A 23806-nucleotide genomic window follows, 5' to 3' on the forward strand; every position below is an offset into this window, starting at 1 on the left:
GCCTTGTACCGCTGCTCGGCCACGCTCATCTCCTTCATCAGGAGAGCGTCAAGGATCAGCCGAAGCAGCTGTCAACCATCACCCGAAACACTGTCAGGCATCAGGCGAAGCCCGAACGTCAAACATCAGGCGAAGTCATACAGCTGTCCGGTGGGGCAGCAGGGGCTTGAACCCTGGACCGACGGATTATGAGTCCGCTGCTCTGACCGGCTGAGCTACTGCCCCGGGACCGTCAGCGGCCGGGGCCGCTGAGATCGGTCGGAGTCTATCGACCGCTCGGTGACCATCGCGGAGGTGGGCGAGTGGCGGGCGCGTGGCGGGCCCGGGACGCCGCGGGGTGGCGCGGGGCCGGCCGCGGCCTCGGGATGCGGAACCTCTAGGCTCGCCGTGACCACCGACCCTTGGCACGTGAGGAGACGACGAGCATGAGTGACGGCATCCGCGTGGCAGCGGTCGACGACGTCGAGCCCGGTGAGGCGCTCGTCCTCGACACGGCGGTCACGGGCACGGACGAGCCGATCTCACTCTTCCGGGACGACGACGGCACGTACTACGCGCTCGACGACACGTGCTCGCACGAGGACGCCTCCCTGGCCGACGGCTGGATCGAGGCCGGCGAGGTCGAGTGCCCGCTCCATGCCACCCGCTTCTGCCTGAGCGACGGCAAGCCGATGTGCCTGCCGGCAACGAAGCCGGTGCGCACCCACAAGGTCGAGGTCCGTGACGACGAGGTCCTCGTCTTCCCGGGTGTGCCCGCAGGCAGCTGAGCGGGGCGAAAGCCACATATCGGTTCCTGAGACTGCTGGTGCCGATGTGCCTCGTGGTGCACAATGGGCGAGTGCTCGCCGTCGAGCACGTTCGTCCGGCACCACCGAGTCAGTCCACCGGCACGTGAAGCAGCAGGCGTTGGGGAAGACGTCCCTGCAACTTCAGGAGGTTCGGATGGCTGTCGCGATGCCGCGCACCACGACACGCGGGGTTCTGTTCGTACACGGAGCCCCGGCCGCGCTCTGCCCGCACATCACGTGGGCGATCGAGGCCGTCCTCGACGAGCCGGTGACGTTCGACTGGATCCCCCAGCCGGCCGCCCCACGGATGGTGCGGACCGAGCTGACCTGGACCGGGGCCCCCGGCACCGGCGCCGAGCTGGCCAGCGCGCTGCGGGGCTGGGACGGGCTGCGCTACGAGGTGACCGAGGAGCCGTCGCCCGGCTGCGACGGGGCTCGATGGTCCTACACGCCGCGGCTCGGCATCCACCACGCCATGACGTCGGCGTCCGGAGACGCCGTCGTCCAGGAGGACCGGCTCCGGGAGGCGATCCTGCGCACGCGCGGCGACGTCGAGGCGCTCCAGGACGAGATCGACCTGCTGCTCGGAGTCCCGTGGGACGAAGAGCTCGAGGTCTTCCGCTACGCCGGTGACGGCGCCGCCGTGCGCTGGCTGCACAAGGTGGGCTGACCACCACACGTCTCGCCCGCCGCGACCTCCAGCGCGGCGCACGAGATGACGAGGGCCCGGGCGGTTCGTGCTCCCGGGCCCTCGTCATGCCTGTGCGGCCAAGGGTCGTCGCAAAACCGGTGGCCAGCAGGTACTGCCGCCTGTCACCATCGACGGGGCGCGGCGACCGCAGTGCCCCAACACCTCTCACCGTCCGCGGACGAAAGGCCTGTCATGTCAACGGGACCCATCATGAAAGCGAAGCGCAGCCTGTGCCTCGCCGATGTGGCCTACCCGTTCAACGGGGAGTGCGGCATCCGGCACCCCCACCCACGGCATCCCCGCCTGCGATCTCGCTGACGTACGAGCCTCACCCGCTCCGCTTCGTCGAGCCGCCCCCCGGGATGACCCGGACGGGCGGCTCTTCGCGTGCCGCCCGTCGACCTGACGACGACACGACGACACGACGAACGACGACACGACGACACGACGACACGACGACACGACGGAGAGGAGGACCGACCATGACCCAGGTCGAGGTGTGGAACGCCGACGAGACGCTGCTGCACCGCGTCTCGGTGCGGCACGCCGTGCGGATGATCTGGCGTGGCGTCGCGACCCCCGTCGAGGTTCACGCGACAGAGCGTTTCGGCCCCTACCAGGTGCCGGTCGTCGTGCGGCTGGTGCGCTACGTCGAGCAGAAGTGGCTCTACTCGCGCACCCGTGCCACCTACTCGCGCGAGGGCGTGCTGCTGCGCGACCGGCACCGGTGCGCCTACTGCGGCCGCGTCACGGCCACGACGATGGACCACGTCCTGCCGCGCTCGCGGGGCGGGGCGACGTCGTGGGCCAACGCCGTCGCGGCGTGCGAACCGTGCAACCTCCGCAAGGGTGACCGGACGCCGGACGAGGCGCGGATGCCGTTGCGCTGGGTGCCCTACGTCCCCACCCGGGTGCAGCTGCACTTCACCCGGGCGACCACCTCGAACGCCACCGAGCTCGGGAAGGAGCCCGCGAGATGACGAGAAAGCGCACGACCCTGCACACCCAGTCCCTCGGACAGGTCGGCCTCCGCCCGGCCGCCCGGGGCGGCCTGGCGCTCGAGGCGTGGATCTTCCGCGCGGCGTCGGTGCATCCCTTCGAGCCGGGCGGCGCGCTGCCGCTCTGCGCAGGCGAGGACCCGGACCTCTTCTGGCCGGCCACCGAGGCCGAGGCTGATCAGGCCAGGACGGTGTGCCGGGCCTGCCCCCTCAGGGAGGCGTGCCTCACCGTGGCGCAGCAACGCCTCGAGTGGGGCGTGTGGGGCGGGCAGCTGCTCGCCAAGGGGCGCCCGACGACCGAGCTCCCCGGAAACATGCGCCCGTCGGCGCACGACGCGGCGCGCAGCGCCTGACACCGAGGACGTATGCCGGGTGGCGCGGTCCCGACGGACGCCGCCACCCGGCGGGAGATGCCAGCCCGACGGCGGTGTCGGTCGCACCGTTTAGCGTCCGGTCATGCTGCTCGACCCGTCCCGACCCGACGTGTCCTACCTGCTCGGACTCCTGCACACGGACGGATGGCACTCGGGGGACGTCGACCACAAGGGCGTCGTCGGCATCGAGCTCCATGAGCGCGACGTCGACGTGTTGCAGCAGATCAGGCACGTCATCCCCTGCTACTCCGCTCTCAGACGTCGTCGGCGCAGCACCAACTTTGCCGACGACTACGTGAGCTACCAGCTCCTGTTCTCCAACCAGGCCGTGCGGATCGAGCTGGCCAGCCTGGGGATGCGCCCGGGACCCAAGTCGCGCGACGTCGGTCCACCGACACACTGTGGGCTGGTGTCGAGGGCGTACCTGCGCGGCGTGCTCGATGGGGATGGATCAGTGGGATTCACGCGGACGGGCGCGCCGTTCGTGAACCTGGTGACGGCATCAGAGCCCATGGCACGGTTCTTCGAGGACCAGGTCTGGGAGATCTGCGGTGTGCGACGCTCCACACGGCGGAACACCCGTGACCGAGTGTTCAACGTGATGGTGACCAACACGTCCGCTGCCCTGATGGCAGGTCATTGCTGGCAGGCCGGTGACCGGCCGGTCATGGCTCGAAAGGCGAGAGCCGCGGCCGAGGTCGCGGCGTGGCAGCCACTGCCGCAGAAGGCCGGTCGCTACGGGGTCAAGCGGGAGAAGTGGACGGCGGCTCAGGACGAGCTGCTGCTGTCGCACTCACTCGCCGAGTCCGCGGAGATCCTCGGGCGCACCCTGAAGTCGGTGTCCGTGCGCCGCTGGAGGCTCCGGCACGGCATCACGAACGGTGACCAGAGTCCTGACCACCCTTGAGCAGTCAGGACTCTGGTTCCGGCGTGGTGTCGAGTCAGATGCTGCGGATCGCCAGGGCGACGTTGTGGCCGCCGAAGCCGAACGAGTTGTTGAGCGCCGCGATGTCGCCGTCGGGCAGCTTCTGGTGCTCGCCGGAGACGACGTTGAGCGGGATCTCGGGGTCCTGGTCGTCGAGGTTGATCGTCGCCGGCACGAGGCGGTGGTAGATCGACTGGATCGTGATGACCGCCTCGAGCGCGCCGGCCGCGCCGAGCAGGTGCCCGGTCATCGACTTCGTGGCCGTCACCGACATGTTCTCGGTGTGGTCGCCGAACGCCCGCTTGATGGCGTTGTACTCGGCCACGTCACCGACGGGGGTCGAGGTGGCATGCGCGTTGATGTGGATGATGTCGGTCGGTGACAGGTCGGCCCGCTCGACGGCATACAGCATGGCCCGCGATGCGCCGGAGCCGTTGGGCTCGGGGGCGGTGATGTGGTGCGCATCGGCCGACATGCCGACGCTCGCGAGCTCGGCGTAGATGCGGGCGCCGCGGGCGCGGGCGTGCTCCTCCGACTCGAGGACGATGACGGCGGCGCCCTCACCGAGGACGAAGCCGTCGCGGCCGGTGTCGTAGGGACGCGAGGCGCGCGTCGGGTCGTCGTTGCGCGTCGAGAGCGCCTGCATCGCGGCGAAGCCGGCGATGGGGAGCGGGTGGACGGCTGCCTCGGTGCCGCCGGCGACGACGATGTCGGCCCGGCCGGTGCGGATCATGTCGATGGCGTAGCCCATGCTCTCGGCGCCGGAGGCGCAGGCGCTGACCGTCGTGTGGGCGCCGGCGCGGGCGCCGAGGTCGAGTGACACGGCCGCGGCGGGGCCGTTGGGCATGAGCATCGGGACCGCGAGCGGGTAGACGCGGCGCGGGCCCTTCTCCTTGAGGACGTCCCACTGGTCGAGCAGGGTCCACACGCCGCCGATGCCGGAGCCGATCGCGGCGCCGAGGCGCTCGGGGTCGATCTCGGGGGCGCCGGCGTCGGCCCACGCCTCACGTGCGGCGATGAGGGCGTACTGGCTCGAGGGGTCGAGGCGGCGGGTCTCGACCTTGGCGAGGACCTCGACCGGGGGGGTAGCGATCGTCGCGGCGAACGTGACGGGGAGCTCGTACTTGGCGACCCAGTCGAAGTCCATCGTGCGGGCGCCGGACCGCCCCGCGAGCAGGGCCTCCCACGTCTCCGTGGCGGTACCGCCCAGGGGCGTGGTGGCTCCGAGACCGGTGACCACGACGCGTCGGTCGCGATTGGACGTCATGGTGACGTGCTCCTCTGAGTCGAGTGGGGTGGGGTGGTGCGAGGGGTGCTGGGTCTGACGAGGCTGCTGCGGTGGGGCAGGGGTGGCGGGTGCCGCCGGTGAGGCTCGGTCGGCGCCCGGTGGTGCCGGGCGCCGACCGGGTGCATCAGGACTGCGCGCCGGCGATGAAGGTGACGGCGTCGCGAACGGTCTTGAGGTTCTTGACCTCGCTGTCCGGGATGCGCACGCCGAACTTCTCCTCGGCGTTGACGACGATCGTCATCATCGAGAGGGAGTCGATGTCGAGGTCCTCGGTGAAGGACTTGTCCATCTCGACGGACGCGGTGTCGAGGCCGGTCTCCTCGTTGACGATCTCGGCAAGACCCTCGAGGATCTCCTGCTCGGACTGAGCCATCTGTCTGCTCCTTGTTCGTGTTGGCGGTTCGTGCTTGCGGTGGTGCTCGGGGCTGTCATCCGTGGTGGATGGCAATCCGTGGCCCGAATGACCCGTCGGGACCGGCGGGAGTGCTGGGGCTGCCCGTGCTGGGAGGGCTCAGGGCAGCACGACGACCTGCGCGGCATACACCAGACCGGCACCGAAGCCGATCTGGAGCGCGAGGCCGCCGCTGGGGATCTCCTTCTCGGCGAGCATGCGGGTCGTGGCGATCGGGATCGAGGCCGCCGAGGTGTTGGCGGTGGTGACGATGTCGCGGGCCACGGGGATGTCGGCGGGCAGCTTGAGCTGCTTGACCATGGCGTCGATGATCCGGATGTTCGCCTGGTGCGGGATGAAGGCGTCGAGGTCGTCGGCCTTGATGCCGGCCTTGTCGATGGCCTGCTGCGCCACCGGCGCCATGCCCCAGACCGCCCAGCGGAAGACCGTCTGGCCGGCCATGCCGATGGCGGGCCACACGTTCTTGTCGGCCTGCGCGGACTGCCACGACTCGCGGACGTCGGTCCACGCCTGCTTCTGGGTGATCGCGTCACGCTGCGTGCCGTCGGAGCCCCAGACCGTCGGGCCGATGCCCGGGGTGTCGCTCGGGCCGATGACGCAGGCGCCGGCGCCGTCGCCGAAGATGAAGGCGCTCCCGCGGTCGTAGGGGTCGGTGAAGTCGCTGAGCTTCTCGACGCCGACGACGAGGACGTAGTCGGCCGAGCCGCCCTTGACCATGTCGCTCGCCATCGCGACGCCGTAGCAGTAGCCGGCGCACGCGGCCGAGATGTCGAGGGCCGGGGCCGTCGAGCCGAGCCGGGAGGCGAGCTCGGGCGCCGCGGCCGGCGTCTGGTAGGGATGCGTGACCGTGGCGACGAGGACGAAGCCGATCTGCTCCGGGGTGACGCCGGCGTGCTCGAGGGCCTGGCGGGAGGCGGCCTCCGCCATGTCGATGACGCTCTCGTCGTCGGCGGCGTAGTGGCGGCTGATGATGCCGGACCGCTCCCGGATCCACTCGTCGCTCGAGTCGATCTTGTCGACGATCTCGGAGTTCATGACGACGCGGGCGGGGCGGTAGGCGCCCACACCCAGCATCCGCGAGTGGCGTGCGGCGCCGGTGTCGACGAGGGTGCCGGTGCCCTTGGGCGTGGGCGCGGTGGCGCTGGGGGATGTCACGTGAGGCCTTCTCGAGGGTGAGGGTTCAGGTGGGTCGTGGTGCGGCGCGGGGGAGGTCCTGGTGAGGCGGGGTCGCCGCCGGACGGGGGCCTCTCCACGAGCGTGCCCCTGTCGGGGTCGGTGCGCCAGTCATGGGACGTCGGTGTCGTCAGGAGGTCGCGTGGGAGGCGACGAGCGTGCGCGCCGCCTCGAGGTCGTCGGGCGTCTTGACGGCCAGGGTCTCCACGCCCGGCATGGCCCGTTTGGCGAGTCCCACCAGCGTGCCGGCGGGCGCGAGCTCGAGGAGCCCCGTGACCCCCAGCGCGAGCATCGTCTCCATGCAGCGGTCCCAGCGGACGGGGTTGCTGACCTGGCGCACGAGCCGGTCGAGGGCGTCCGGTCCGTCGGCGACGGTGGCACCATCGGCGTTCGAGAGCAGGCGGACGGTGGGCGCCGACGGCGTCACGTCAGCCGCGGCCGCGGCGAGCGCGTCGACGGCAGGGGACATGTGGTGGGTGTGGAACGCCCCGGCGACCTGGAGCGGGATGACCCGCGCCTTGCCGGGCGCCGCCCCCCGGAGCGCCTCGACCTGCTCGAGGGTGCCGGCGGCGACGACCTGGCCGGCGCCGTTGATGTTGGCCGGGGTCAGGCCGTGGGTCTCGAGGGCTGCGAGGACCTCGTCGGGGTCGCCGCCGAGCACGGCCGCCATGCCGGTCGGGGTGACCGCGCTGGCCTCGGCCATGGCGCGGCCGCGGGTCGCGACGAGGGCGATCGCCTGGTCGTCGGTGATGACGCCGGCGAGGGCGGTGGCGGTCAGCTCCCCGACGGAGTGTCCGGCGAGGACGGCGCCCGTGCCGGCGAGCTCGTCGCGTGAGGGGAAGAGCGCCGAGGCCGTCACGAGGCCGGCTGCGACGATGAGCGGCTGGGCGACGGCGGTGTCCTTGATCGTCTCGGCGTCTGACTCCGTGCCGTGCGCGACGAGGTCGTGCCCGGCGGCGCGGCCGAGGGCGGACAGCTGCTCGCGCACCCCGTCGAGCTCGAGCCACGGGGCGAGGAAGCCGGGGGTCTGGGAACCCTGTCCAGGGCAGACGATCGCTAGCACGTGCTCAACCTTTCCGGGTTACCGGTCGGGACCTCGCCACCGAATGTCACGAAGTCGTCGGGGATAGTTTGGAGGTTTCCTCCAAGGGAGAACGATCGGTCGTGCGTGGCCGCAGTCGGGGCACCCGCGGCGAAGTGGTCGCGCCGCCGTCGCCCGTGCTGCCGTGGCCGCCGACGACGGACGACCCGGGCGACGCGGGCGACCCGGCGGACCCGACGGATCCGGCCGTGACGGTGCCCGGGGTCGCCGCGAGGCGTCCGAGGGCGAGCGCGATCCGCACCGCCCAGCCCTCGCGCGGCGTCGTGAGGTCGTAGCCGGTGACGTCGGAGATGCGCCCCAGTCGGTAGCGCACGGTGTTGGGGTGCACGAAGAGGACCCTCGCCGTCGCCTCGAGCGACCCTCCGTGCTCGAGGTAGGCGGTCGCCGTCTGGAGGAGCGGCGCGTGCCCGGCCGCGGAGAGCGGTCGGTGGATGCGATCGACGAGGATGCGGCGGGCCGGGGGGTCGCCGGCGAGGGCACGCTCGGGCAGCACGGCGTCCGACTCGAGCACCCGCGGCGCGTCGGGCCACGCGGGTGCGGCAGCGAGCCCGCTCAGGGCAGCGCGTGCCGAGCGTCCGGCCGCGAAGAGGTGCGGGACGGTCGGCCCGAGCACGATCGGTCCGGGCCCGAAGCAGTCCGCGACGGCCTCGACCACGCGCGGCGCCTCACGCGTGCCACCGAGGATCGCGATGAGCCGCGAGCGCTGGACGATGGCGAGGGCCTCGACCCCGTGCTGCCGGACCGCCCGGCGCAGGTCGTCGACGGCCGGGACGGCTCCGCCGCTCGCGGTCGGGGTGCTGCCGACGACGAAGGTCACGTCAGCGAGCTCTCCCCATCCGAGCGCACTGGCCCGGGACTGCATGGAGTCGTCGGCCTCGCCGCGCAGGACGGCGTCGACCACGAGCGCCTCGAGCCGTGCGTCCCACGCGCCCCGCGCCTCGGCCGCGCCGGCGTAGACCTCCGCGGCGGCGAAGGCGATCTCGCGGGAGAAGCGCAGCACCGACTCGCGCAGCAGCTGCTCGTCGCCCGGCGCCGCGAGGCCCTCGACCCGTGACTCGACGACGTCGACGACGGTGCGCACGAGGTCGAGCGTCTGGCGCAGGCTGACCGACCGGGTCAGCTCCTGCGGCGCGTTCGCGAAGATCGAGATGGCCGACGGCGGGTGGCTCTCCTCCTGGTGGAACCACGCGATGAACTGCGAGATGCCGGCCTGGGCGACGAGCCCGACCTGCGAGCGCTCCTCGGCCGAGAGGTCGCGGTACCACCGCAGGTGCTCCTCCATGCGCTGCGAGGCGAGGGTCGAGAGCTCGCCGGCGCTGCGCTCGACGGCGCGCGACGTCGCCTCGCTCGGGTGCTGACGCGGTCCGCTCACGGGCCCAGCCTAGGTCTCCCGCCACCCGGACTTTGTATGCCGCTCACAAACGGTCGGCGCGCCCCTGACGGTCTGGGCCGGGTGCGCTGCCGACCGGGGCGGGTCAGCGGGCCGACAGGACGGCAGTGTGGCCGGCATACGTCCGCGGTCCCTCGAAGTGGGGGAGGGACCGCGCGAGGTCGGGGGAGAAGGTCGCGAGGTAGGCGCTCGCGGCCGCGTGGTCGGCGAAGGTCGCGCGGGTCTCGACGTCGCGCTGGACGACGTGCTCGAAGTGCCGACCGAGCACCTCGGCGGCGTTCTCCGACGTGAACTGGGTGACGAGCGGCTCACCGCCCGCCTCGCGCAGCAGCCCGGCGAGGTGCTCCCGACCGTTCGTCGCGACGTGGAGCGTGCCCCCGTCGCGCAGGACCCGGCGCACCTCGCGGAGCGTGCCGTCGAGGTCGGGCACGTGGTAGAGCATCCAGGCCGCGACGGCGGCGTCGCACGAGCCGTCACCGAAGGGCAGCACGTCCGAGGAGGCGACCTCGGCCGGGACGCCCAATGCGCGCGTGGCCTCCACCATCGCGGGTGAGAGGTCGGTCGCGACGTAGTCGACGCCCGGAGCCTCGTCCAGCACCGAGCGAGCGAACTGACCTGTGCCGCAGCCGATCTCGACCACGCGCGTCGGCTGGGAGGACACCACGAGCGTACGCAGCACGTCCACCGGGGACACGCCCTCGGGGCCGGGTCCCCAGACGCCACGCCGCGTGCGGAGGTTGTCGGTGGAGGCGTACTGGCGGGCGACGTGGTCGCCCTCGGTGAGGTGGGTCGTCGAGTCCATGACGGGCCACCCTAGCGGCGGCCACGGGGAGATCCCATGACCGCCGCGGGGTGCGTGGTCAGCTCGCGACGGCTGAGGCGAGGTTGCCGAGGCTGTCCTCGAGCTGGCTCTTCGCGACGAGCGGGAAGCTGACCTTGGAGAGGATCTCCTTGTCGGTGACGTGGCTCCAGTCGTAGGTCAGCGTCACGAGGGTGGCGTTCGGCCCCTCGGGCGACAGCTCCCACATCCACTCCCAGCCGGGCGGCGGGGTGTCGGCCGGAGCCGTCTTCCATGCGAGCAGGGAGTTGTGCGAGTAGCCCGAGACCGTGTTGTCGGTCTGGTACTCGCCACCCATGTGGTCGCCGGCCATGTTCATCCGGAACACGTCGCCGACCTTCTGGAGGCGCTCGGCCTTCTCGTCGGACCGCACGAAGCCGGACCCGTCGAGCTGCGGGTGGCGCTTCGGGTTGCTGAGCACGTCGAAGATCTCGGCGGCCGGGGCGTCGATGGTGCGCTGGACGGTGATTCTTCCGTTGTCGCTCATACAGGGCCCCTACCCGATCGGTGCGCTCGCAGGACCGCGTCCTCGCCGGGTCGAGGTGATCCCGCAGGCAGGCGGCCACGGGGATCACCCCGACAGACACGACCGGCGGGGTGGCCGGCGTCGGCGTCAGTCGGTGCCGAACTCCATGGCGGCGCGGTCGAGCGCGTCGTCCTCGTTGTCGACGCCCACAGCGGCCGGGTTGGCCGAGATCGCCGCCGCGCCACCCGGCGTCAGCTCGCCCACGAGCTCGCGCGCGTCGACGCCGAGGAGGCCCTGGGCGGCATACAGCTCGAGCTTGGCGCGGGAGTCGGCGATGTCGAGGTTGCGCATCGTCAGCTGGCCGATGCGGTCGACGGGACCGAACGCGGCGTCCTCGGTGCGCTCCATCGAGAGCTTCTCGGGGTGGTAGCTGAAGGCTGGCCCGGCGGTGCCCACGATCGACCAGTCGTCGCCACGGCGCAGCCGGATCGTGACCTCACCCGTAACGGCCGAGGCGATCCAGCGCTGGATGGACTCACGGACCATGAGCGCCTGCGGGTCGAGCCAACGGCCCTCGTAGAGAAGGCGGCCCAGCTTGCGGCCCTCGGCGTGGTAGTTGGCGATCGTGTCCTCGTTGTGGATCGCTGCGACGAGCCGCTCGTACGTGATGTGGAGCAGCGCCATGGCCGGCGCCTCGTAGATGCCGCGCGACTTCGCCTCGATGATGCGGTTCTCGATCTGGTCGCTCATGCCGAGGCCGTGACGGCCTCCGATGCGGTTGGCCGCGTCGACGAGGGCGACCGGGTCGGCGTACTCCGTGCCGTTGATGGCGACGGGGCGGCCGCGCTCCCAGCGCACCGTGACGTCTTCGGCCTCGATGGTGACCGAGGGGTCCCAGAACTTGACGCCCATGATCGGCTCGACGACCTCGATCGACTCGTCGAGGAACTCGAGGGTCTTGGCCTCGTGCGTCGCGCCCCAGATGTTCGCGTCGGTGGAGTACGCCTTCTCGGCGGACGCGCGGTAGGGCAGCTCGCGTGCGGTCAGCCACTCGGACATCTCGTGCCGGCCGCCGAGCTCGGTGACGAAGTCCGCGTCGAGCCACGGCTTGTAGATGCGCAGGCTGGGGTTGGCCATGAGGCCGTAGCGGTAGAACCGCTCGATGTCGTTGCCCTTGAAGGTCGAGCCGTCGCCCCAGATGGAGACGCCGTCGTCCTGCATGGCCCGCACGAGCAGCGTGCCGGTGACGACGCGGCCGAGCGGGGTCGTGTTGAAGTACGTCTTGCCGCCGCTGCGGATGTGGAAGGCGCCGCACGCGATGGCGGACAGGCCCTCCTCCACGAGGGCGGCCTTGCAGTCGACGAGGCGGCTGATCTCGGCGCCGTACTGGCCGGCGCGGCCGGGGACGGAGTCGATGTCCGGCTCGTCGTACTGCCCGAGGTCGGCCGTGTAGGTGCACGGCACGGCCCCCTTCTCGCGCATCCAGGCAACAGCCACAGAGGTGTCGAGGCCGCCGGAGAAGGCGATGCCGACACGTTCACCGACGGGGAGCGAGGTCAGGACCTTGGACATGGATGTAAGTATATGCACAGCCGCGCATACCTATCCAATCGCGGTGAGGCCGTATGCCGTGCGGTTGGCGTGTCCCCACCGTGACCCAGCGACGTGGCCTGGTCGCAAGCGCACGGCACCCGTCCGTCCACAGCCCCGGAGCGGGCTGCGAAGTCCTCCACAGGTCCGCCACCGAGCGCCGCGCCGCAGGACGCGCGTTGCCACGGTTGTGTCATGGACCTGAGCCAGATCGCCCAGGGCGGCGTCTTCTCGACCGCCGATGCCGCACGCGTGGGTCTCGACTCGAATGCGCTCCGTCGGCTCGTGCGCGAGGGGCGCTGCCTCCGGCTCACTCGTGGCTGGTTCGCCGTTCAGGACGTCGACGTCATCGCAGGGGAACGACTGCATGTCCTGACGTCACGGGCGCTCGGCCGCCAGTACGCGCCACGCGCTGCCGTCAGCCACCACTCGCGCCTCCTGTTGGGCGGCCTGCCAACGTATGCCGCCGACCTCGCCACCGTGCACCTGACCTCAGTCGTGGACCCGAGGCGTGTCGACGGCGATAGCGGTGCGGTGCAGCGGCGCAACGCGACGGTCCGCCGACCGGGCGTGGTGGTGCACGAGCCGCTCCGCGGCCTGCGCCTCGCACCCTCGCCCGCCCGGCCCGCCGCGGGCCGGGTGTGCGTCGTGCCGGTCGCCGTGGCGCTGGTGCAGGCCGGCCTGCTCGGGGGTCCCGAGGCGTTCCTCGTGCCCGCCGATGCTGCCGCGCGCTCGGGGGTGACGACGCGCGAGGAGGTCGCCGAGGTGTCCACCCTCTTCCGTGGCCACACCGGCATCGGGCCGGTCCGAGCGGCGTTGCCCTGGGTCGACGGCCGGCACGAGTCTCCCGGCGAGACCCGCTCCGCGCACCTGCTGCGCTCACTGGGTTTCGAGGTGGAGCCGCAGGTGGAGCTCGTCGTGGAGAGACGCCGCTACCGACCGGACTTCCGCATACGTGGCACGCGGGTCCTCGTCGAGTTCGACGGCGCCGTGAAGTACGCCGGCGGAGGCGAGAGTTTGTTTGCGGAGAAGCAGCGGGAGGACGCGTTGCGTCGGGCCGGCTGGGTCGTGGTGCGCCTCGTCTGGGCCGACCTGAGCCGGCCCCACGTCGTCCTGGCGCGGGTCCGCGCTGCTCTGGCGATCGCCGCCTGACCGCAGCGCGTGCGCTTGGCGTCACGCCGCCCGGACGCATCCGGCTGGGCTGACGCCAGGCGCACGGCGTTCGGCGGGATCGACCCGGAACGCGTGTGGCCCGGTCAACGGGACCGGGCCACACGGCATACGTCAGCGGGGGAGCGTCAGCTCTCGCCGCCCGCGTTGCCGGAGGTGCCGGCCGTGACGTCGTCGAGCTGGTACTTCTCGGCGGCGCGACGGGGCACGTCGGCGTCGACCTTGCCCTCCTTGGCGAGCAGCTGCAGCGTCCGCACGGCGACCGACGGGCCGTCGATGTGGAAGAAGCGGCGGGCCGCGGCGCGCGTGTCGCTGAAGCCGAAGCCGTCGGCGCCGAGCGTGGCGTACGTGCCCGGGACCCACTCGCGGATCTGGTCCTGGACGGCGCGCATGTAGTCGGACACGCCCACGACCGGACCCTCGGTGCCCTCGAGGCACTGGGTGACCCACGGCTTGATCGGCGGGCCGTCGGGGGAGAGGAACTCCTGCTCGTCGGCGTTGAGGCCGTCGCGACGCAGCTCGTTCCACGAGGTCACCGACCAGACGTCGGCGGCCACACCCCAGTCGTCGGCGAGCAGCTGCTGCGCCTCGAGCGCCCACGGCACGCCGACGCCGGACCCGAGCAGCTGCGCCCGCGGCGCCTCGTGCGTCCAGCCCTCGGTGTCGGCGACCGAGATGCGGTGCATGCCGCGCAGGATGCCCTCGACGTCGACGGCCTCGGGCTCCTTCGGCTGCTGGATCGGCTCGTTGTAGACGGTGAGGTAGTAGATGACGTTGGACTCCTCGGGCGTGTTGCCCTCGCCGTACATCCGCTTGAGTCCGGCCTGCATGATGTGCGCGATCTCGTACGCGTAGGCCGGGTCGTAGTGCACGACGGCCGGGTTGGTCGCGGCGAGGAGCGGGCTGTGGCCGTCGGCGTGCTGGAGGCCCTCACCGGTCAGGGTGGTGCGACCGGCCGTGGCGCCGATGAGGAAGCCTCGCGTCATCTGGTCGGCGGCCGCCCAGATCGAGTCACCCGTGCGCTGGAAGCCGAACATCGAGTAGAAGACGTAGATCGGGATCATCGGCTTGCCGTGCGTCGCGTAGGACGTGCCGGCGGCCGTGAACGCCGCGAGCGAGCCCGCCTCGTTGATGCCGAGGTGCAGGATCTGACCGCTGACGTTCTCGCGGTAGGCGAGCATCAGCTCGGCGTCGACCGGCGTGTAGTTCTGCCCGTTGGGGTTGTAGATCTTGATCGTCGGGAAGAACGCGTCCATGCCGAACGTGCGCGCCTCGTCGGGGATGATCGGCACGATGCGCGGGCCGAACTCCTTGTCGCGCAAGAGGTCCTTGAGCAGCCGGACGAACGCCATCGTCGTGGCGACCTCCTGCTTGCCCGAGCCCTTCTTGACCTGGGCGTACGCCTCGTCGCCGGGCAGCTTGACCGGCTCGAAGTCGACGCGGCGGCTCGGCAGCGTGCCACCGAGCTTCTGGCGGCGGTCGACGGAGTACTTGATGACCTCGCTGTCGGGACCCGGGTGGTAGTACGGCGGCTGGTAGGGGTTGGCCTCGAGCTGCTCGTCGGTGATCGGGATGCGGAGGCTGTCGCGGAAGGCCTTGAGGTCGTCCAGCGTCATCTTCTTCATCTGGTGCGTGGCGTTGCGGCCGGCGAAGTGCGACCCGAGGCCGTAGCCCTTGATGGTCTTGGCGAGGATGACCGTCGGCTGACCGGTGTGCTGGCGGGCCGCCTGGTAGGCCGCGAAGACCTTGCGGTAGTCGTGGCCGCCGCGCTTGAGGTCCCACCAGACCTGGTCGTCGGTCCAGTCCTCCACCATCTTGGCCGTACGCGGGTCACGCCCGAAGAAGTGGTCGCGGACGTACTTGCCGTCGTTGGCGCGGAAGGTCTGGTAGTCGCCGTCGCTCGTCTGGTTCATGATGTGCACGAGCGCGCCGTCGCGGTCGGCGGCGAGCAGCGGGTCCCACCCGCGGCCCCAGACCACCTTGATGACGTTCCAGCCGGCGCCGCGGAAGAACGCCTCGAGCTCCTGGATGATCTTGCCGTTGCCGCGGACCGGTCCGTCGAGGCGCTGCAGGTTGCAGTTGATGACGAAGTTGAGGTTGTCGAGCTCCTCGTTGGCCGCGAGCTGGAGCAGGCCGCGCGACTCGGGCTCGTCCATCTCGCCGTCGCCGAGGAAGGCCCACACGTCCTGCTGGCTGGTGTCCTTGATGCCGCGGTTGTGGAGGTACTTGTTGAACTGCGCCTGGTAGATCGCGTTCATCGGGCCGATGCCCATCGACACCGTCGGGAACTCCCAGTAGTTGGGGAGCAGCCGCGGGTGCGGGTAGGACGGGACGGCCTCGACGGTGCCGTCGACACGGTGGCTCTTCTCCTGGCGGAAGCCGTCGAGCTGAGCCTCGGTCAGGTGGCCCTCGAGGAAGCTGCGGGCGTACATGCCGGGGGAGGCGTGGCCCTGGAAGTAGATCTGGTCGCCGCCGCCGGGGTGGTCCTTGCCGCGGAAGAAGTGGTTCATGCCCACCTCGTAGAGCGTCGCGGCGGACGCGTAGGTCGAGATGTGGCCGCCGACGCCGATGCCGGGACGCTGCGCGCGGTGCACCATGATCGCGGCGTTCCAGCGGATGTAGCGGCGCATCTCGCGCTCGACGTCCTCGTCGCCGGGGAACCACGGCTCGCGCTCCGGCGGGATGGTGTTGATGTAGTCGGTCGCCGTCAGGGAGGGCACGCCGACCTGCTGCTGGCGCGCGCGCTCGATGAGCTTGAGCATGATGTAGCGCGCCCGCGTCCGGCCCTTCTCGTCGAGGACGGCGTCGAGCGAGTCGATCCACTCCTGCGTCTCGTCCGGGTCGATGTCCGGGAGCTGACTGGGGATGCCGTTGAGGATCGGTCCGGCCTCGGATGCCACGTCGTGGGTCCTTTCTCGTCGCGAGGCGGCGCCCGCGGCCGGTCGGCCACGGCGCTGCACCCACCCATCCTCTACCAAACCGTGGTGGCCGTCACACTCGGGTCCAGCCCCGGGACGGCCCCTTCGGCGCCCCCGCCGTCCCAGCCGGTGGTATGCCGTGTGCTCCCTCGGGCGCGGCGTGCGCGTTGCGCACCCACCGGGTCGGGCTTGCGCGATAGCGTCGGAGCCAGTGCACTGATGTCGTGGCACCCACGCCACGACACGACGCGCCAACGATCGAGAGGACCGGTGACAGTGAGCGAGACCGCGGGAGCGGCGTCCTTCAGCAAGCTCGGATTTGCCAAGGGGCAGATCATCCAGGAGTTCGGCTATGACGACGACGTCGACGACGACCTGCGGTTCGAGCTCGAGGACGCCATCGGGACCGAGCTCGAGGACGAGGACTTCAACGACGGCGCGGACGGGGTGCTGATCTGGTACCGCGACGGCGACGACGACCTCGTCGACCTCATGGTCGACGGGCTGACGAAGCTCTTCGACCAGGGCTTCATCGTGCTGCTGACGCCGAAGGCCGGACGCGCCGGCCACGTCGATGCGAGCGAGGTCGAGGAGGCTGCGTCCACGGCCGGCCTGACGACCGGTGGGCAGGTCAACGTCGCCGCCGACTGGGCGGCCACCCGGCTCATGCCCCCGAAGGGTCCGCGCCGCTGACCCGCGCCTGACGTCCGGCACGGCCCGACGGGCCGAGCCCTGCCCGCTGTCGAGGGTGGCGGCGACACCCGGGCAGTGGTGTCACACTTGCCGCCATGACGAACGCGCACCCGACCGAGTCACCGGTCCAGGCGTCCGCCCCGCTGGGCGTCGGGGCGCTGGCGCCCGACTTCACCCTCGTCGACCAGTACGGCGTCGACGTCAGCCTCTCGGCCGTCCGCGACGTCAAGAACGCCGTCGTCGTCTTCTACCCGGCGGCGTTCTCGGGCATCTGCCGCGGCGAGCTGCGCGAGATCCGCGACGGGCTCGAGGACTTCCAGGACGACGACATCCAGGTCTTCGCCATCTCGTGCGACTCGATGTACACGCTGCGCGCGTGGGCCGACGCCGAGGGGCACTTCTTCCCGCTCCTGTCCGACTTCTGGCCGCACGGCGAGGTGGCGCGGCGCTACGGCGTCCTCGACGACGAGGACGGCTTCGCGCTGCGTGGCACCTTCCTCGTCGACCGCACGGGACACATCGTCTGGACCGAGGTCCGAGGCATCGGTCAGGGACGCGACTTCGTGGCCTACCGCGAGGCGCTCGCGACGCTCCGCGCGGCCCGGCCCGATGCCGTAGGCTGACCGCCGCCTGCAGGTGAGCCCCACGCGTCACCGGCCGGCACGTGAGGGCCTGTAGCTCAGTTGGTAGAGCACCGCGTTTACACCGCGGGTGTCGTCGGTTCGAGCCCGGCCGGGCCCACGTGGACGACCTCGCCCCGACCCTCAGCCTCCGTGACGTCGTCGCGGCGCTCGAGTCGCTCTACCCCCTCGAGAACGCCGCCGACTGGGACCGCGTCGGCCTCGTGGTCGGCGACCTCGACCAGCCGGTACGCCGCGTCCTCTTCGCCCTCGACCCGACCCTCGCGGTCATCGACGAGGCGCGGGAGTGGGGCGCCGACCTGCTCGTGACGCACCACCCGCTGCTCCTGCGCGGGGTGCACTCCGTCGCGACGTCGTCGGCCAAGGGCGCATCCGTGACGGCGCTCGTCCGCGCCGCCGTCGCGCTCTGGGTGGGCCACACCAACGCCGACGTCGCCGACCCCGGCGTCTCCACGGTGCTCGCGGACGCCCTGGGACTGACCGACCAGCGTCCGCTCTCGACCGAGGGTGCGAACGCGATCGGCCGGGTCGGCGAGCTCGCCATGTCCGTGAGCCTCGCCGACTTCGCTGCCGCCGTGGCCGCAGCCCTGCCCGACACGGCCGGGGGGATCCGCGTCAGCGGCGACCCCGACGGGGTCGTGAGGACCGTTGCGGTGATGGGCGGCTCGGGCGACGACCGCTTCGACGACGTGCGTGCGAGCGGCGCCGACGTCTACGTCACGGCCGACCTGCGCCACCACCCGGTGCTCGAGGCGCGCGAGGAGGCGCGGGGTGGCACTCCCTACCTCGTCGACGCGGGCCACTGGGCGACGGAGTCGCTGTGGCTCGCCAGCGGCCGCGAGCGGCTGATGACGGCGCTGGAACAGGTCCCCGGAGCGACTAGGGTCGAGTCCAGAGTCTCAGCCATCCGCACCGAGCCGTGGACGTTCGTCGTCGGTGCGAACGCCGCCCGGGTCGACCGTGCGGCTCCCGAAACCGGAGGTGTGTCCTGAAAGCCGACCCGTCCCGCCAGTGGCGCCTGCTCGACCTGCAGGCCATCGACACGCGTCTCGACCAGATCACCCATGCGAAGGCGACCCTGCCGCAGACCCCTGCGGTCGAGGCGGCCCGGCGCGAGCTCGGTGCGCTCGAGACGGAGATCGTCAACGCCCGCACGGCTGCCGGAGACGTGCAGCGCGAGCTGACGAAGTCCGACCAGGACGTCCAGCTCGTGCGTGACCGCGCCGCACGCAACCAGGCGCGGCTCGACGCCGGCCAGGGCAGCGCCAAGGACCTTCAGGCGCTCCAGCACGAGCTGACGTCGTTGGCGCGCCGCCAGGCCGAGCTCGAGGACGTCGAGCTCGAGGTCATGGAGCGGTCGGAGTCGCTCACGGCCCGGGTCGCCGAGCTCGAGGCCCGCCACGTCGAGCTCGCGGCACGTGTCGAGACCCTCGAGTCCGAGCGGACCACGGCCCTGGCGACGCTCGACGCCGAGGCCGAGAAGGTCGGCTCCGGTCGGGCCGACATCGTCGCGGGCGTCGGCGAGGAGCTCATCGCCCTCTACGAGAAGATCCGTGCCAGCAGCGGTGGCATGGCCGCCGCCGAGCTGCGCCACCGTCGGTGCGGTGGGTGCCGGCTCGAGCTCGGCAACGTCGACCTCTCCCGCATCCGCAACGCCCCCGAGGACGAGGTCGTGCGCTGCGAGGAGTGCCGCCGCATCATGATCCGTACGGGCGAGTCCGGTCTGTGACCGCTGCGTCTCGCGGGTCGGGACGCCGGCTCGTCATCGAGGCGGACGGCGGGTCCCGGGGCAACCCGGGGGTCGCCGGCTACGGCGCCCTCGTCCGTGACCCCGCGACCGGCCGGGTCCTCGTCGAGCTCGCCGAGCCGCTCGGCACGGCGAGCAACAACGTCGCCGAGTACTCCGGCCTGCTCGCCGGCCTGCGGGCCGTGCTCGACCTCGACCCGGCTGCGACGGTCAGCGTCAAGATGGACTCCAAGCTCGTCGTCGAGCAGATGTCCGGGCGCTGGAAGATCAAGCACGAGGACATGCGCCGTCTCGCGCTGGAGGCCCGGGACCTGTGCGCCGAGATCTCGAACGCCGGCGGCAGCGTCGACTTCGAGTGGATCCCGCGGGAGAAGAACAAGGACGCGGACGCCCTCAGCAACGACGCGATGGACGGCAAGAGCGTGCATCGGGTCCTCACCGCGGAGGGTAGCGATGGGACAGACTCGGTGGATGCGGGATCGCTTGTGGCTCAAGGCATCTCCGAGGTATCGGCTGCTCAGCCCGGGCCCCGTCCGCTGCGCCTCCTGCTCGTCCAGGAGCCGCACGACGCAGGCGCAGCGCCTCGCATCGTCGCGGCGGTCCGGCGTCTCGTCGGTCCGGGTGCTCGTGTCGTCGGCGCCGACGACGACCTCGCGACGCGCGTGGCGGCAGATCTCGCTGCGGCGCTCGACGTCGAGGCCGACACGTCGGGGGACTGGTCCGGCCGGGCACCTGGCGAGGGCCCCGACGAGAGGGTGCGCACGGCATACCACTCGCTCGCCGCGACCGGTGGCACCGTCGTCGCGGTGACGAGCAGGCGAGGCGTGCTCTCCGTGCTCAGCGACGTGCTCGGCACGCCCGTCGGGCGCTTCTGGGCCGTGGCCACGGCGGCAGGCAGCCTCACCGCGGTGGAGGTCTGGGAGGACGGGTCCGCCTCGGTGGCTTTCACCAATCGGACCGACCATCTCGCCTGACGGACGCTGTGCGATATTCGGGGCATGAGCTATGCCGGTGACGTGACCCCCGAGCAGGCCTGGACGGTCCTGCGCGACGAGCCCGGTGCGGCGCTCGTCGACGTGCGCACGAGGGCGGAGTGGTCCTACGTCGGGCTGCCCGACCTCGGCGAGATCGGCAAGGACGTCGTCCTCGTCGAATGGCAGACCTATCCCGACGGCGCGGTCAACGAGCGGTTCACCGCCGAGCTCGAGGCCGCCGGGGTGCCCAAGGACGCTCCCGTCTACTTCCTCTGCCGGTCCGGGGTGCGCTCCGTCGCCGCGGCCGAGGCGGCCACCCGCAGCGGGTGGTCACGGTCGCACAACGTCCTCGAGGGCTTCGAGGGACCGCACGACGAGCAGCGCCACCGCGCGGTCTCCGGGTGGAAGGTCGCGGGCCTGCCGTGGGTGCAGGGATGAGCGACGCGAGCCAGCAGTGGCGCCCCGACACCCTCGCCGTGCGGGGAGGCTTGTCCCGCAGTGGTTTCGAGGAGACCTCCGAGGCGCTCTACCTGACGTCCGGCTTCGTCTACGACACCGCGGAGGACGCCGAGGCGGCCTTCAAGGGTGACGTCGACCGCTTCGTCTACTCCCGCTACGGCAACCCGACCGTGGCGATGTTCGAGGAGCGACTGCGCCAGATCGAGGGCGCCGAGGCGTGCTTCGCCACCGGGTCGGGCATGTCCGCCGTCTTCGTCGCGCTCGCGGCGCTCCTCGGCCAGGGCGACCGCGTCGTCTCGTCGCGGGCCCTCTTCGGGTCCTGCTTCGTCATCCTCGACGAGATCCTGCCGCGCTGGGGCGTCGAGACCGTCTTCGTCGACGGCGCCGACCTCGACCAGTGGCGTGAGGCGCTCGCCGAGCCCACGACCGCGGTCTTCTTCGAGACGCCGAGCAACCCGATGCAGGAGCTCGTCGACATCGCCGCCGTCACCGAGCTGGCCCATGCCGCCGGCGCGAAGGTCGTCGTCGACAACGTCTTCGGCACGCCGGTCTTCTCCAAGCCGCTCGACCTCGGCGCCGACATCATCGTCTACTCCGCCACGAAGCACATCGACGGCCAGGGCCGCACGCTGGGCGGCGCGGTGCTCGGCCCCAAGGAGTTCATCGACGGGCCGGTGCAGAACCTCATGCGCCACACGGGTCCGTCGATGTCGCCCTTCAACGCGTGGGTGCTCGTCAAGGGCCTCGAGACGATGTCGCTGCGCGTCGAGCGGATGGCCGACAGCGCCCTCGAGGTGGCGCGCTTCCTCGAGTCGCACCCGAGCGTCAAGCGCGTCGTGCACCCGTTCCTCGAGTCGCACCCGCAGCACGACCTCGCCAAGCGGCAGATGCTCGCGGGCGGCACCGTCGTGACCTTCGAGCTCGACGGGGGCAAGGACGAGGCGTTCGCCCTGATGAACGCCCTGCAGGTCATCGACATCTCCAACAACCTCGGCGACTCCAAGTCGCTCATCACGCACCCCGCGACGACGACGCACCGCCGGCTCGCACCCGAGGCGCGGGCCGCGGTCGGCATCACCGACGGCGTGCTGCGGGTCTCGGTCGGCCTCGAGGACGTCCGCGACCTCGTCGACGACCTCCGACGCGCCCTCGGCTGAGTCGAGCGTCCGCCCACCTCGCGGTCAGCCGCGCACCGCGTGCGGCTGACCGCGAGGGTGTGTGGCCGAGGGCCCGGCGTATGCCGTCAGCCGGTCAGCGGGTCAGCTGGTGGCGGCGAGGGCCAGGGTCGCGGCGGTCACGACCGTGACGGCGCACAGGGCGCCGGTGCGCGCGATGCGACCGACGTCGACGGAGAGGTCGGCGGACCGGCAGCGGGAGGCCCAGAGCAGCGTCGCGACCGAGCCCCACATCGTGATGATGGGCCCGGCGTTGACCCCGATGAGCAGGGCCGCCAGACGCGTGGGGGCATCCGCCACCGTCGGCTCGAGCGCGAGGTACGCCGGCAGGTTGTTGATGCCGTTGGAGGTCAGCACGCCGAGACCGCTGACCCTGAAGAGGTCGCCGATGCCGGTGCCGTGCCCGACGACGGTGCGCAGCCAGGCCTCGAGCCCCAGGCGCAGGGCGGCGTCGATGACGACGAAGAGGATGCAGATGCCCATGACCGTGAGCCACGGCATCTTGATCCGGCGCAGCAGCTCGGGCGCACGCCAGTAGGTCGCGCCGAGCAGGACGAGGGCGGCCGGCACGGACGCCAGGGCCGGCTGGACGCCGACGACGAACGCCGGGGCGAGCAGCACGCAGACCCCGCCGGCGACCTGCATGAGCACCCGGTCGTGCGGCTCCGCGCGCGGTGGTGTGTCGTAGGTGCTGCCGAGGTCGCGCCGGTGCAGCAGCCAGAGCACCGCGACCGTCGCGGCGATCGCCACGATCGCCGGCACGGCCATGAGCTTGATGTAGCCCAGGGTCCCGACCCCCAGCGCTGCGAACGGGTGCAGGGCCAGCAGGTTGGTGAGGTTGGACACCGGCAGGAGCAGGGACGCCGTGTTGGCCAGCCAGAGCGTCGTCATGGCGAACGGCAGGGGTGGGGCGCCGACCTGACGGGCCACCGTGATGGCCACGGGGGTGAGCAAGACAGCCGTCGTGTCGAGGCTGAGCACGACCGTGCACACGACCGCGATCCCGACGATGAGCAGCCAGAGGACGAGCACGCGTCCCCTGGCGACGCGCGCGGCGTGGTGCGCCATGACGTCGAACAGCCCCGACAGGTCGCAGATCTCGGCCACGAGGGTGATCGCGACGAGGAAGACGAGGATCGGCGCCACGCGCTCGACGAGCAGGCTGAGGTCGAACACGTCAGGCCTTCGGGGTCGTGGCCAGCTGCCACGGACGGCCCGGACGCGGCGGGGGCGTCAGCTCGACGTCGAAGCGCTCCGAGAGCCGCTCGGCCAGCGCGTGCGGCGTGCGCGGCGCCTCGGCCTGCACGAGCTCACGCGTCACGAGGCCGCGGGTGTGCTTGGCCGTGTGCGAGGCACCGGGGACGGTGACGTGCACCCAGCGCTCGGCGCGCTCGCCCGTGGGACGCCACACGGCGGCATACGTGCTCGACCGGCAGTCGACGACGAGCTCACGCGGCTTCACCGCGGCGTCGAGGGCCGACGGCAGCTCCTGGCGCCACTCGTGCGACAGGTAGCCGATGCCGGGGAGGGTGCTGCAGATGTTGACCCGGTAGGCCGGCACGCGGTCCGCGAGCCGCAGCGCACCGAAGAGGGCCGACACGACCACGACCCAGCGGTTGGCGCGGCGCTTGGAGGCCGCGTCGAGCGAGTCGACGTCGAGGGCCTGGTAGAGCACACCGGTGTAGACGTGCGAGGCGGTTGCCGTGGGAGCGCTGCGCAGGACCGTGTTGCGCTCGAGGTCGGCGACGAGGTTCGGGTTGATCTCGAGGACGCGCGCCGCGTCGGGCTCGCCGCTCAGTCGCTCCACCGTCTCGACGACCGACTCGCGCAGCGGCGTCAGCTCGGGGAACGAGAGGCTGCCGAGGTCGAGCGCCCGCCCCCGCCGGGGTGAGGTCTTGCCCTCGGACGGGGGGAGCAGGATGAGCACGGGGGTCAGCCTAGGCAAACGGGACAGTGATGTCTCATCCCCGCGCGTGTCGCGGGCGACGAAGGAT

General features: G+C 71.5%; 24 protein-coding genes and 2 tRNA genes. 14 read left to right on the forward strand and 12 right to left on the reverse strand.

Annotated elements, in window-relative coordinates:
* Positions 1–151 precede the first annotated feature (151 nt).
* Positions 152–225: transfer RNA gene (locus tag H283_RS0119775), tRNA-Ile, on the reverse strand.
* A gap of 200 nt (positions 226–425) precedes the next feature.
* Between H283_RS0119775 and H283_RS0119780 the strand changes: the two genes are divergently transcribed.
* From H283_RS0119780 to H283_RS25840, 5 genes are all read left to right on the forward strand, one after another.
* Positions 426–767, forward strand: a complete 342-nt coding sequence (locus H283_RS0119780) for a bifunctional 3-phenylpropionate/cinnamic acid dioxygenase ferredoxin subunit (RefSeq protein WP_020145264.1) — start codon at positions 426–428, stop codon at positions 765–767.
* Between the two features lie 175 nt (positions 768–942).
* Complete coding sequence (locus H283_RS0119785) at positions 943–1458, forward strand: DUF3145 domain-containing protein (RefSeq protein ID WP_020145265.1); 516 nt, start codon at positions 943–945, stop codon at positions 1456–1458.
* Positions 1459–1961: 503 nt separating this feature from the next.
* On the forward strand, positions 1962–2459 hold the full coding sequence (locus H283_RS0119790; protein ID WP_020145266.1) for an HNH endonuclease: 498 nt from the start codon (positions 1962–1964) through the stop codon (positions 2457–2459).
* On the forward strand, positions 2456–2830 hold the full coding sequence (locus H283_RS0119795) for a WhiB family transcriptional regulator (protein ID WP_020145267.1): 375 nt from the start codon (positions 2456–2458) through the stop codon (positions 2828–2830). The genes H283_RS0119790 and H283_RS0119795 overlap by 4 nt, the downstream gene beginning before the upstream one ends.
* 103 nt (positions 2831–2933) lie before the next feature.
* Positions 2934–3758, forward strand: coding sequence for a hypothetical protein (locus H283_RS25840; protein ID WP_020145268.1), 825 nt, complete (start codon positions 2934–2936; stop codon positions 3756–3758).
* Positions 3759–3792: 34 nt separating this feature from the next.
* On the opposite strand, the gene fabF is transcribed toward H283_RS25840, so the two are convergent.
* The 8 genes from fabF to argG form a co-directional block, all read right to left on the reverse strand.
* Positions 3793–5043, reverse strand: coding sequence for a beta-ketoacyl-ACP synthase II (gene fabF, locus H283_RS0119805; RefSeq protein WP_020145269.1), 1251 nt, complete (start codon positions 5041–5043; stop codon positions 3793–3795).
* A 145-nt stretch (positions 5044–5188) separates the two neighbouring features.
* Positions 5189–5437, reverse strand: a complete 249-nt coding sequence (locus tag H283_RS0119810; protein WP_020145270.1) for an acyl carrier protein — start codon at positions 5435–5437, stop codon at positions 5189–5191.
* A gap of 138 nt (positions 5438–5575) precedes the next feature.
* Complete coding sequence (locus H283_RS0119815; protein WP_020145271.1) at positions 5576–6631, reverse strand: beta-ketoacyl-ACP synthase 3; 1056 nt, start codon at positions 6629–6631, stop codon at positions 5576–5578.
* 148 nt (positions 6632–6779) lie between these two features.
* The gene (locus tag H283_RS0119820; RefSeq protein WP_020145272.1) at positions 6780–7712 is read right to left on the reverse strand and encodes an ACP S-malonyltransferase; all 933 of its coding nucleotides are present in this window, start codon (positions 7710–7712) and stop codon (positions 6780–6782) included.
* Between the two features lie 46 nt (positions 7713–7758).
* Positions 7759–9123, reverse strand: a complete 1365-nt coding sequence (locus H283_RS0119825) for a CdaR family transcriptional regulator (protein WP_020145273.1) — start codon at positions 9121–9123, stop codon at positions 7759–7761.
* A 103-nt stretch (positions 9124–9226) separates the two neighbouring features.
* Positions 9227–9943 (reverse strand): class I SAM-dependent methyltransferase, encoded by a 717-nt coding sequence (locus H283_RS26915; RefSeq protein ID WP_020145274.1) that lies wholly within the window; start codon positions 9941–9943, stop codon positions 9227–9229.
* A gap of 58 nt (positions 9944–10001) precedes the next feature.
* Positions 10002–10466: an SRPBCC family protein gene (locus H283_RS0119835; protein ID WP_020145275.1), complete on the reverse strand. Its 465-nt coding sequence runs from the start codon at positions 10464–10466 to the stop codon at positions 10002–10004.
* 126 nt (positions 10467–10592) lie between these two features.
* Positions 10593–12017 carry an argininosuccinate synthase gene (gene argG / locus H283_RS0119840; RefSeq protein ID WP_020145276.1) on the reverse strand — a complete coding sequence of 475 codons (1425 nt, stop codon included), beginning with the start codon at positions 12015–12017 and terminating at the stop codon, positions 10593–10595.
* 213 nt (positions 12018–12230) lie between these two features.
* Here argG and H283_RS0119845 point away from each other — a divergent pair, with 213 nt between their 5' ends.
* Positions 12231–13187 (forward strand): type IV toxin-antitoxin system AbiEi family antitoxin domain-containing protein, encoded by a 957-nt coding sequence (locus tag H283_RS0119845; RefSeq protein ID WP_020145277.1) that lies wholly within the window; start codon positions 12231–12233, stop codon positions 13185–13187.
* 146 nt (positions 13188–13333) lie between these two features.
* Here the strand turns inward: H283_RS0119845 and aceE are convergent, their stop codons facing one another.
* On the reverse strand, positions 13334–16105 hold the full coding sequence (gene aceE, locus H283_RS0119850; RefSeq protein ID WP_020145278.1) for a pyruvate dehydrogenase (acetyl-transferring), homodimeric type: 2772 nt from the start codon (positions 16103–16105) through the stop codon (positions 13334–13336).
* 294 nt (positions 16106–16399) lie between these two features.
* Between aceE and H283_RS0119855 the strand changes: the two genes are divergently transcribed.
* The 8 genes from H283_RS0119855 (at position 16400) to H283_RS0119890 (ending at position 21794) form a co-directional block, all read left to right on the forward strand.
* Entirely contained in the window at positions 16400–16816 is a 417-nt protein-coding gene (locus tag H283_RS0119855; RefSeq protein WP_020145279.1) for a DUF3052 domain-containing protein, read from the forward strand.
* 95 nt (positions 16817–16911) lie between these two features.
* Positions 16912–17439 (forward strand): peroxiredoxin, encoded by a 528-nt coding sequence (locus H283_RS0119860; protein WP_020145280.1) that lies wholly within the window; start codon positions 16912–16914, stop codon positions 17437–17439.
* 45 nt (positions 17440–17484) lie between these two features.
* Positions 17485–17557: transfer RNA gene (locus tag H283_RS0119865), tRNA-Val, on the forward strand.
* 1 nt (position 17558) lies between these two features.
* Positions 17559–18449, forward strand: coding sequence for a Nif3-like dinuclear metal center hexameric protein (locus H283_RS0119870; RefSeq protein ID WP_020145281.1), 891 nt, complete (start codon positions 17559–17561; stop codon positions 18447–18449).
* Entirely contained in the window at positions 18377–19186 is an 810-nt protein-coding gene (locus H283_RS0119875; RefSeq protein WP_020145282.1) for a C4-type zinc ribbon domain-containing protein, read from the forward strand. The genes H283_RS0119870 and H283_RS0119875 overlap by 73 nt, the downstream gene beginning before the upstream one ends.
* On the forward strand, positions 19183–20178 hold the full coding sequence (locus tag H283_RS0119880) for a reverse transcriptase-like protein (protein WP_020145283.1): 996 nt from the start codon (positions 19183–19185) through the stop codon (positions 20176–20178). Before H283_RS0119875 ends, H283_RS0119880 begins: the two co-directional genes overlap by 4 nt.
* A gap of 24 nt (positions 20179–20202) precedes the next feature.
* Positions 20203–20616 carry a rhodanese-like domain-containing protein gene (locus tag H283_RS0119885; RefSeq protein ID WP_020145284.1) on the forward strand — a complete coding sequence of 138 codons (414 nt, stop codon included), beginning with the start codon at positions 20203–20205 and terminating at the stop codon, positions 20614–20616.
* The gene (locus H283_RS0119890; protein WP_020145285.1) at positions 20613–21794 is read left to right on the forward strand and encodes an O-succinylhomoserine sulfhydrylase; all 1182 of its coding nucleotides are present in this window, start codon (positions 20613–20615) and stop codon (positions 21792–21794) included. The genes H283_RS0119885 and H283_RS0119890 overlap by 4 nt, the downstream gene beginning before the upstream one ends.
* 102 nt (positions 21795–21896) lie before the next feature.
* Here H283_RS0119890 and H283_RS0119895 read toward each other — a convergent pair whose 3' ends face one another.
* Positions 21897–22988 carry an SLC13 family permease gene (locus H283_RS0119895; RefSeq protein ID WP_020145286.1) on the reverse strand — a complete coding sequence of 364 codons (1092 nt, stop codon included), beginning with the start codon at positions 22986–22988 and terminating at the stop codon, positions 21897–21899.
* A gap of 1 nt (position 22989) precedes the next feature.
* On the reverse strand, positions 22990–23739 hold the full coding sequence (locus H283_RS0119900) for a YaaA family protein (protein WP_020145287.1): 750 nt from the start codon (positions 23737–23739) through the stop codon (positions 22990–22992).
* Positions 23740–23806: the final 67 nt, after the last annotated feature.

The sequence above is a fragment of the Terracoccus sp. 273MFTsu3.1 genome (genome assembly GCF_000383675.1).
GTDB lineage: Bacteria > Actinomycetota > Actinomycetes > Actinomycetales > Dermatophilaceae > Terrabacter.

What these genes read in the sequence shown, in the direction of transcription:
- H283_RS0119780 (WP_020145264.1), top strand. Translation starts at nt 426, where the DNA reads ATGAGTGACGGCATCCGCGTGGCAGCGGTCGACGACGTCGAGCCCGGT.
- H283_RS0119785 (WP_020145265.1), top strand. Translation starts at nt 943, where the DNA reads ATGGCTGTCGCGATGCCGCGCACCACGACACGCGGGGTTCTGTTCGTA.
- H283_RS0119790 (WP_020145266.1), top strand. Translation starts at nt 1,962, where the DNA reads ATGACCCAGGTCGAGGTGTGGAACGCCGACGAGACGCTGCTGCACCGC.
- H283_RS0119795 (WP_020145267.1), top strand. Translation starts at nt 2,456, where the DNA reads ATGACGAGAAAGCGCACGACCCTGCACACCCAGTCCCTCGGACAGGTC.
- H283_RS25840 (WP_020145268.1), top strand. Translation starts at nt 2,934, where the DNA reads ATGCTGCTCGACCCGTCCCGACCCGACGTGTCCTACCTGCTCGGACTC.
- fabF (WP_020145269.1), bottom strand. Translation starts at nt 5,043, where the DNA reads ATGACGTCCAATCGCGACCGACGCGTCGTGGTCACCGGTCTCGGAGCC.
- H283_RS0119810 (WP_020145270.1), bottom strand. Translation starts at nt 5,437, where the DNA reads ATGGCTCAGTCCGAGCAGGAGATCCTCGAGGGTCTTGCCGAGATCGTC.
- H283_RS26915 (WP_020145274.1), bottom strand. Translation starts at nt 9,943, where the DNA reads ATGGACTCGACGACCCACCTCACCGAGGGCGACCACGTCGCCCGCCAG.
- H283_RS0119835 (WP_020145275.1), bottom strand. Translation starts at nt 10,466, where the DNA reads ATGAGCGACAACGGAAGAATCACCGTCCAGCGCACCATCGACGCCCCG.
- argG (WP_020145276.1), bottom strand. Translation starts at nt 12,017, where the DNA reads ATGTCCAAGGTCCTGACCTCGCTCCCCGTCGGTGAACGTGTCGGCATC.
- H283_RS0119845 (WP_020145277.1), top strand. Translation starts at nt 12,231, where the DNA reads ATGGACCTGAGCCAGATCGCCCAGGGCGGCGTCTTCTCGACCGCCGAT.
- H283_RS0119860 (WP_020145280.1), top strand. Translation starts at nt 16,912, where the DNA reads ATGACGAACGCGCACCCGACCGAGTCACCGGTCCAGGCGTCCGCCCCG.
- H283_RS0119885 (WP_020145284.1), top strand. Translation starts at nt 20,203, where the DNA reads ATGAGCTATGCCGGTGACGTGACCCCCGAGCAGGCCTGGACGGTCCTG.
- H283_RS0119890 (WP_020145285.1), top strand. Translation starts at nt 20,613, where the DNA reads ATGAGCGACGCGAGCCAGCAGTGGCGCCCCGACACCCTCGCCGTGCGG.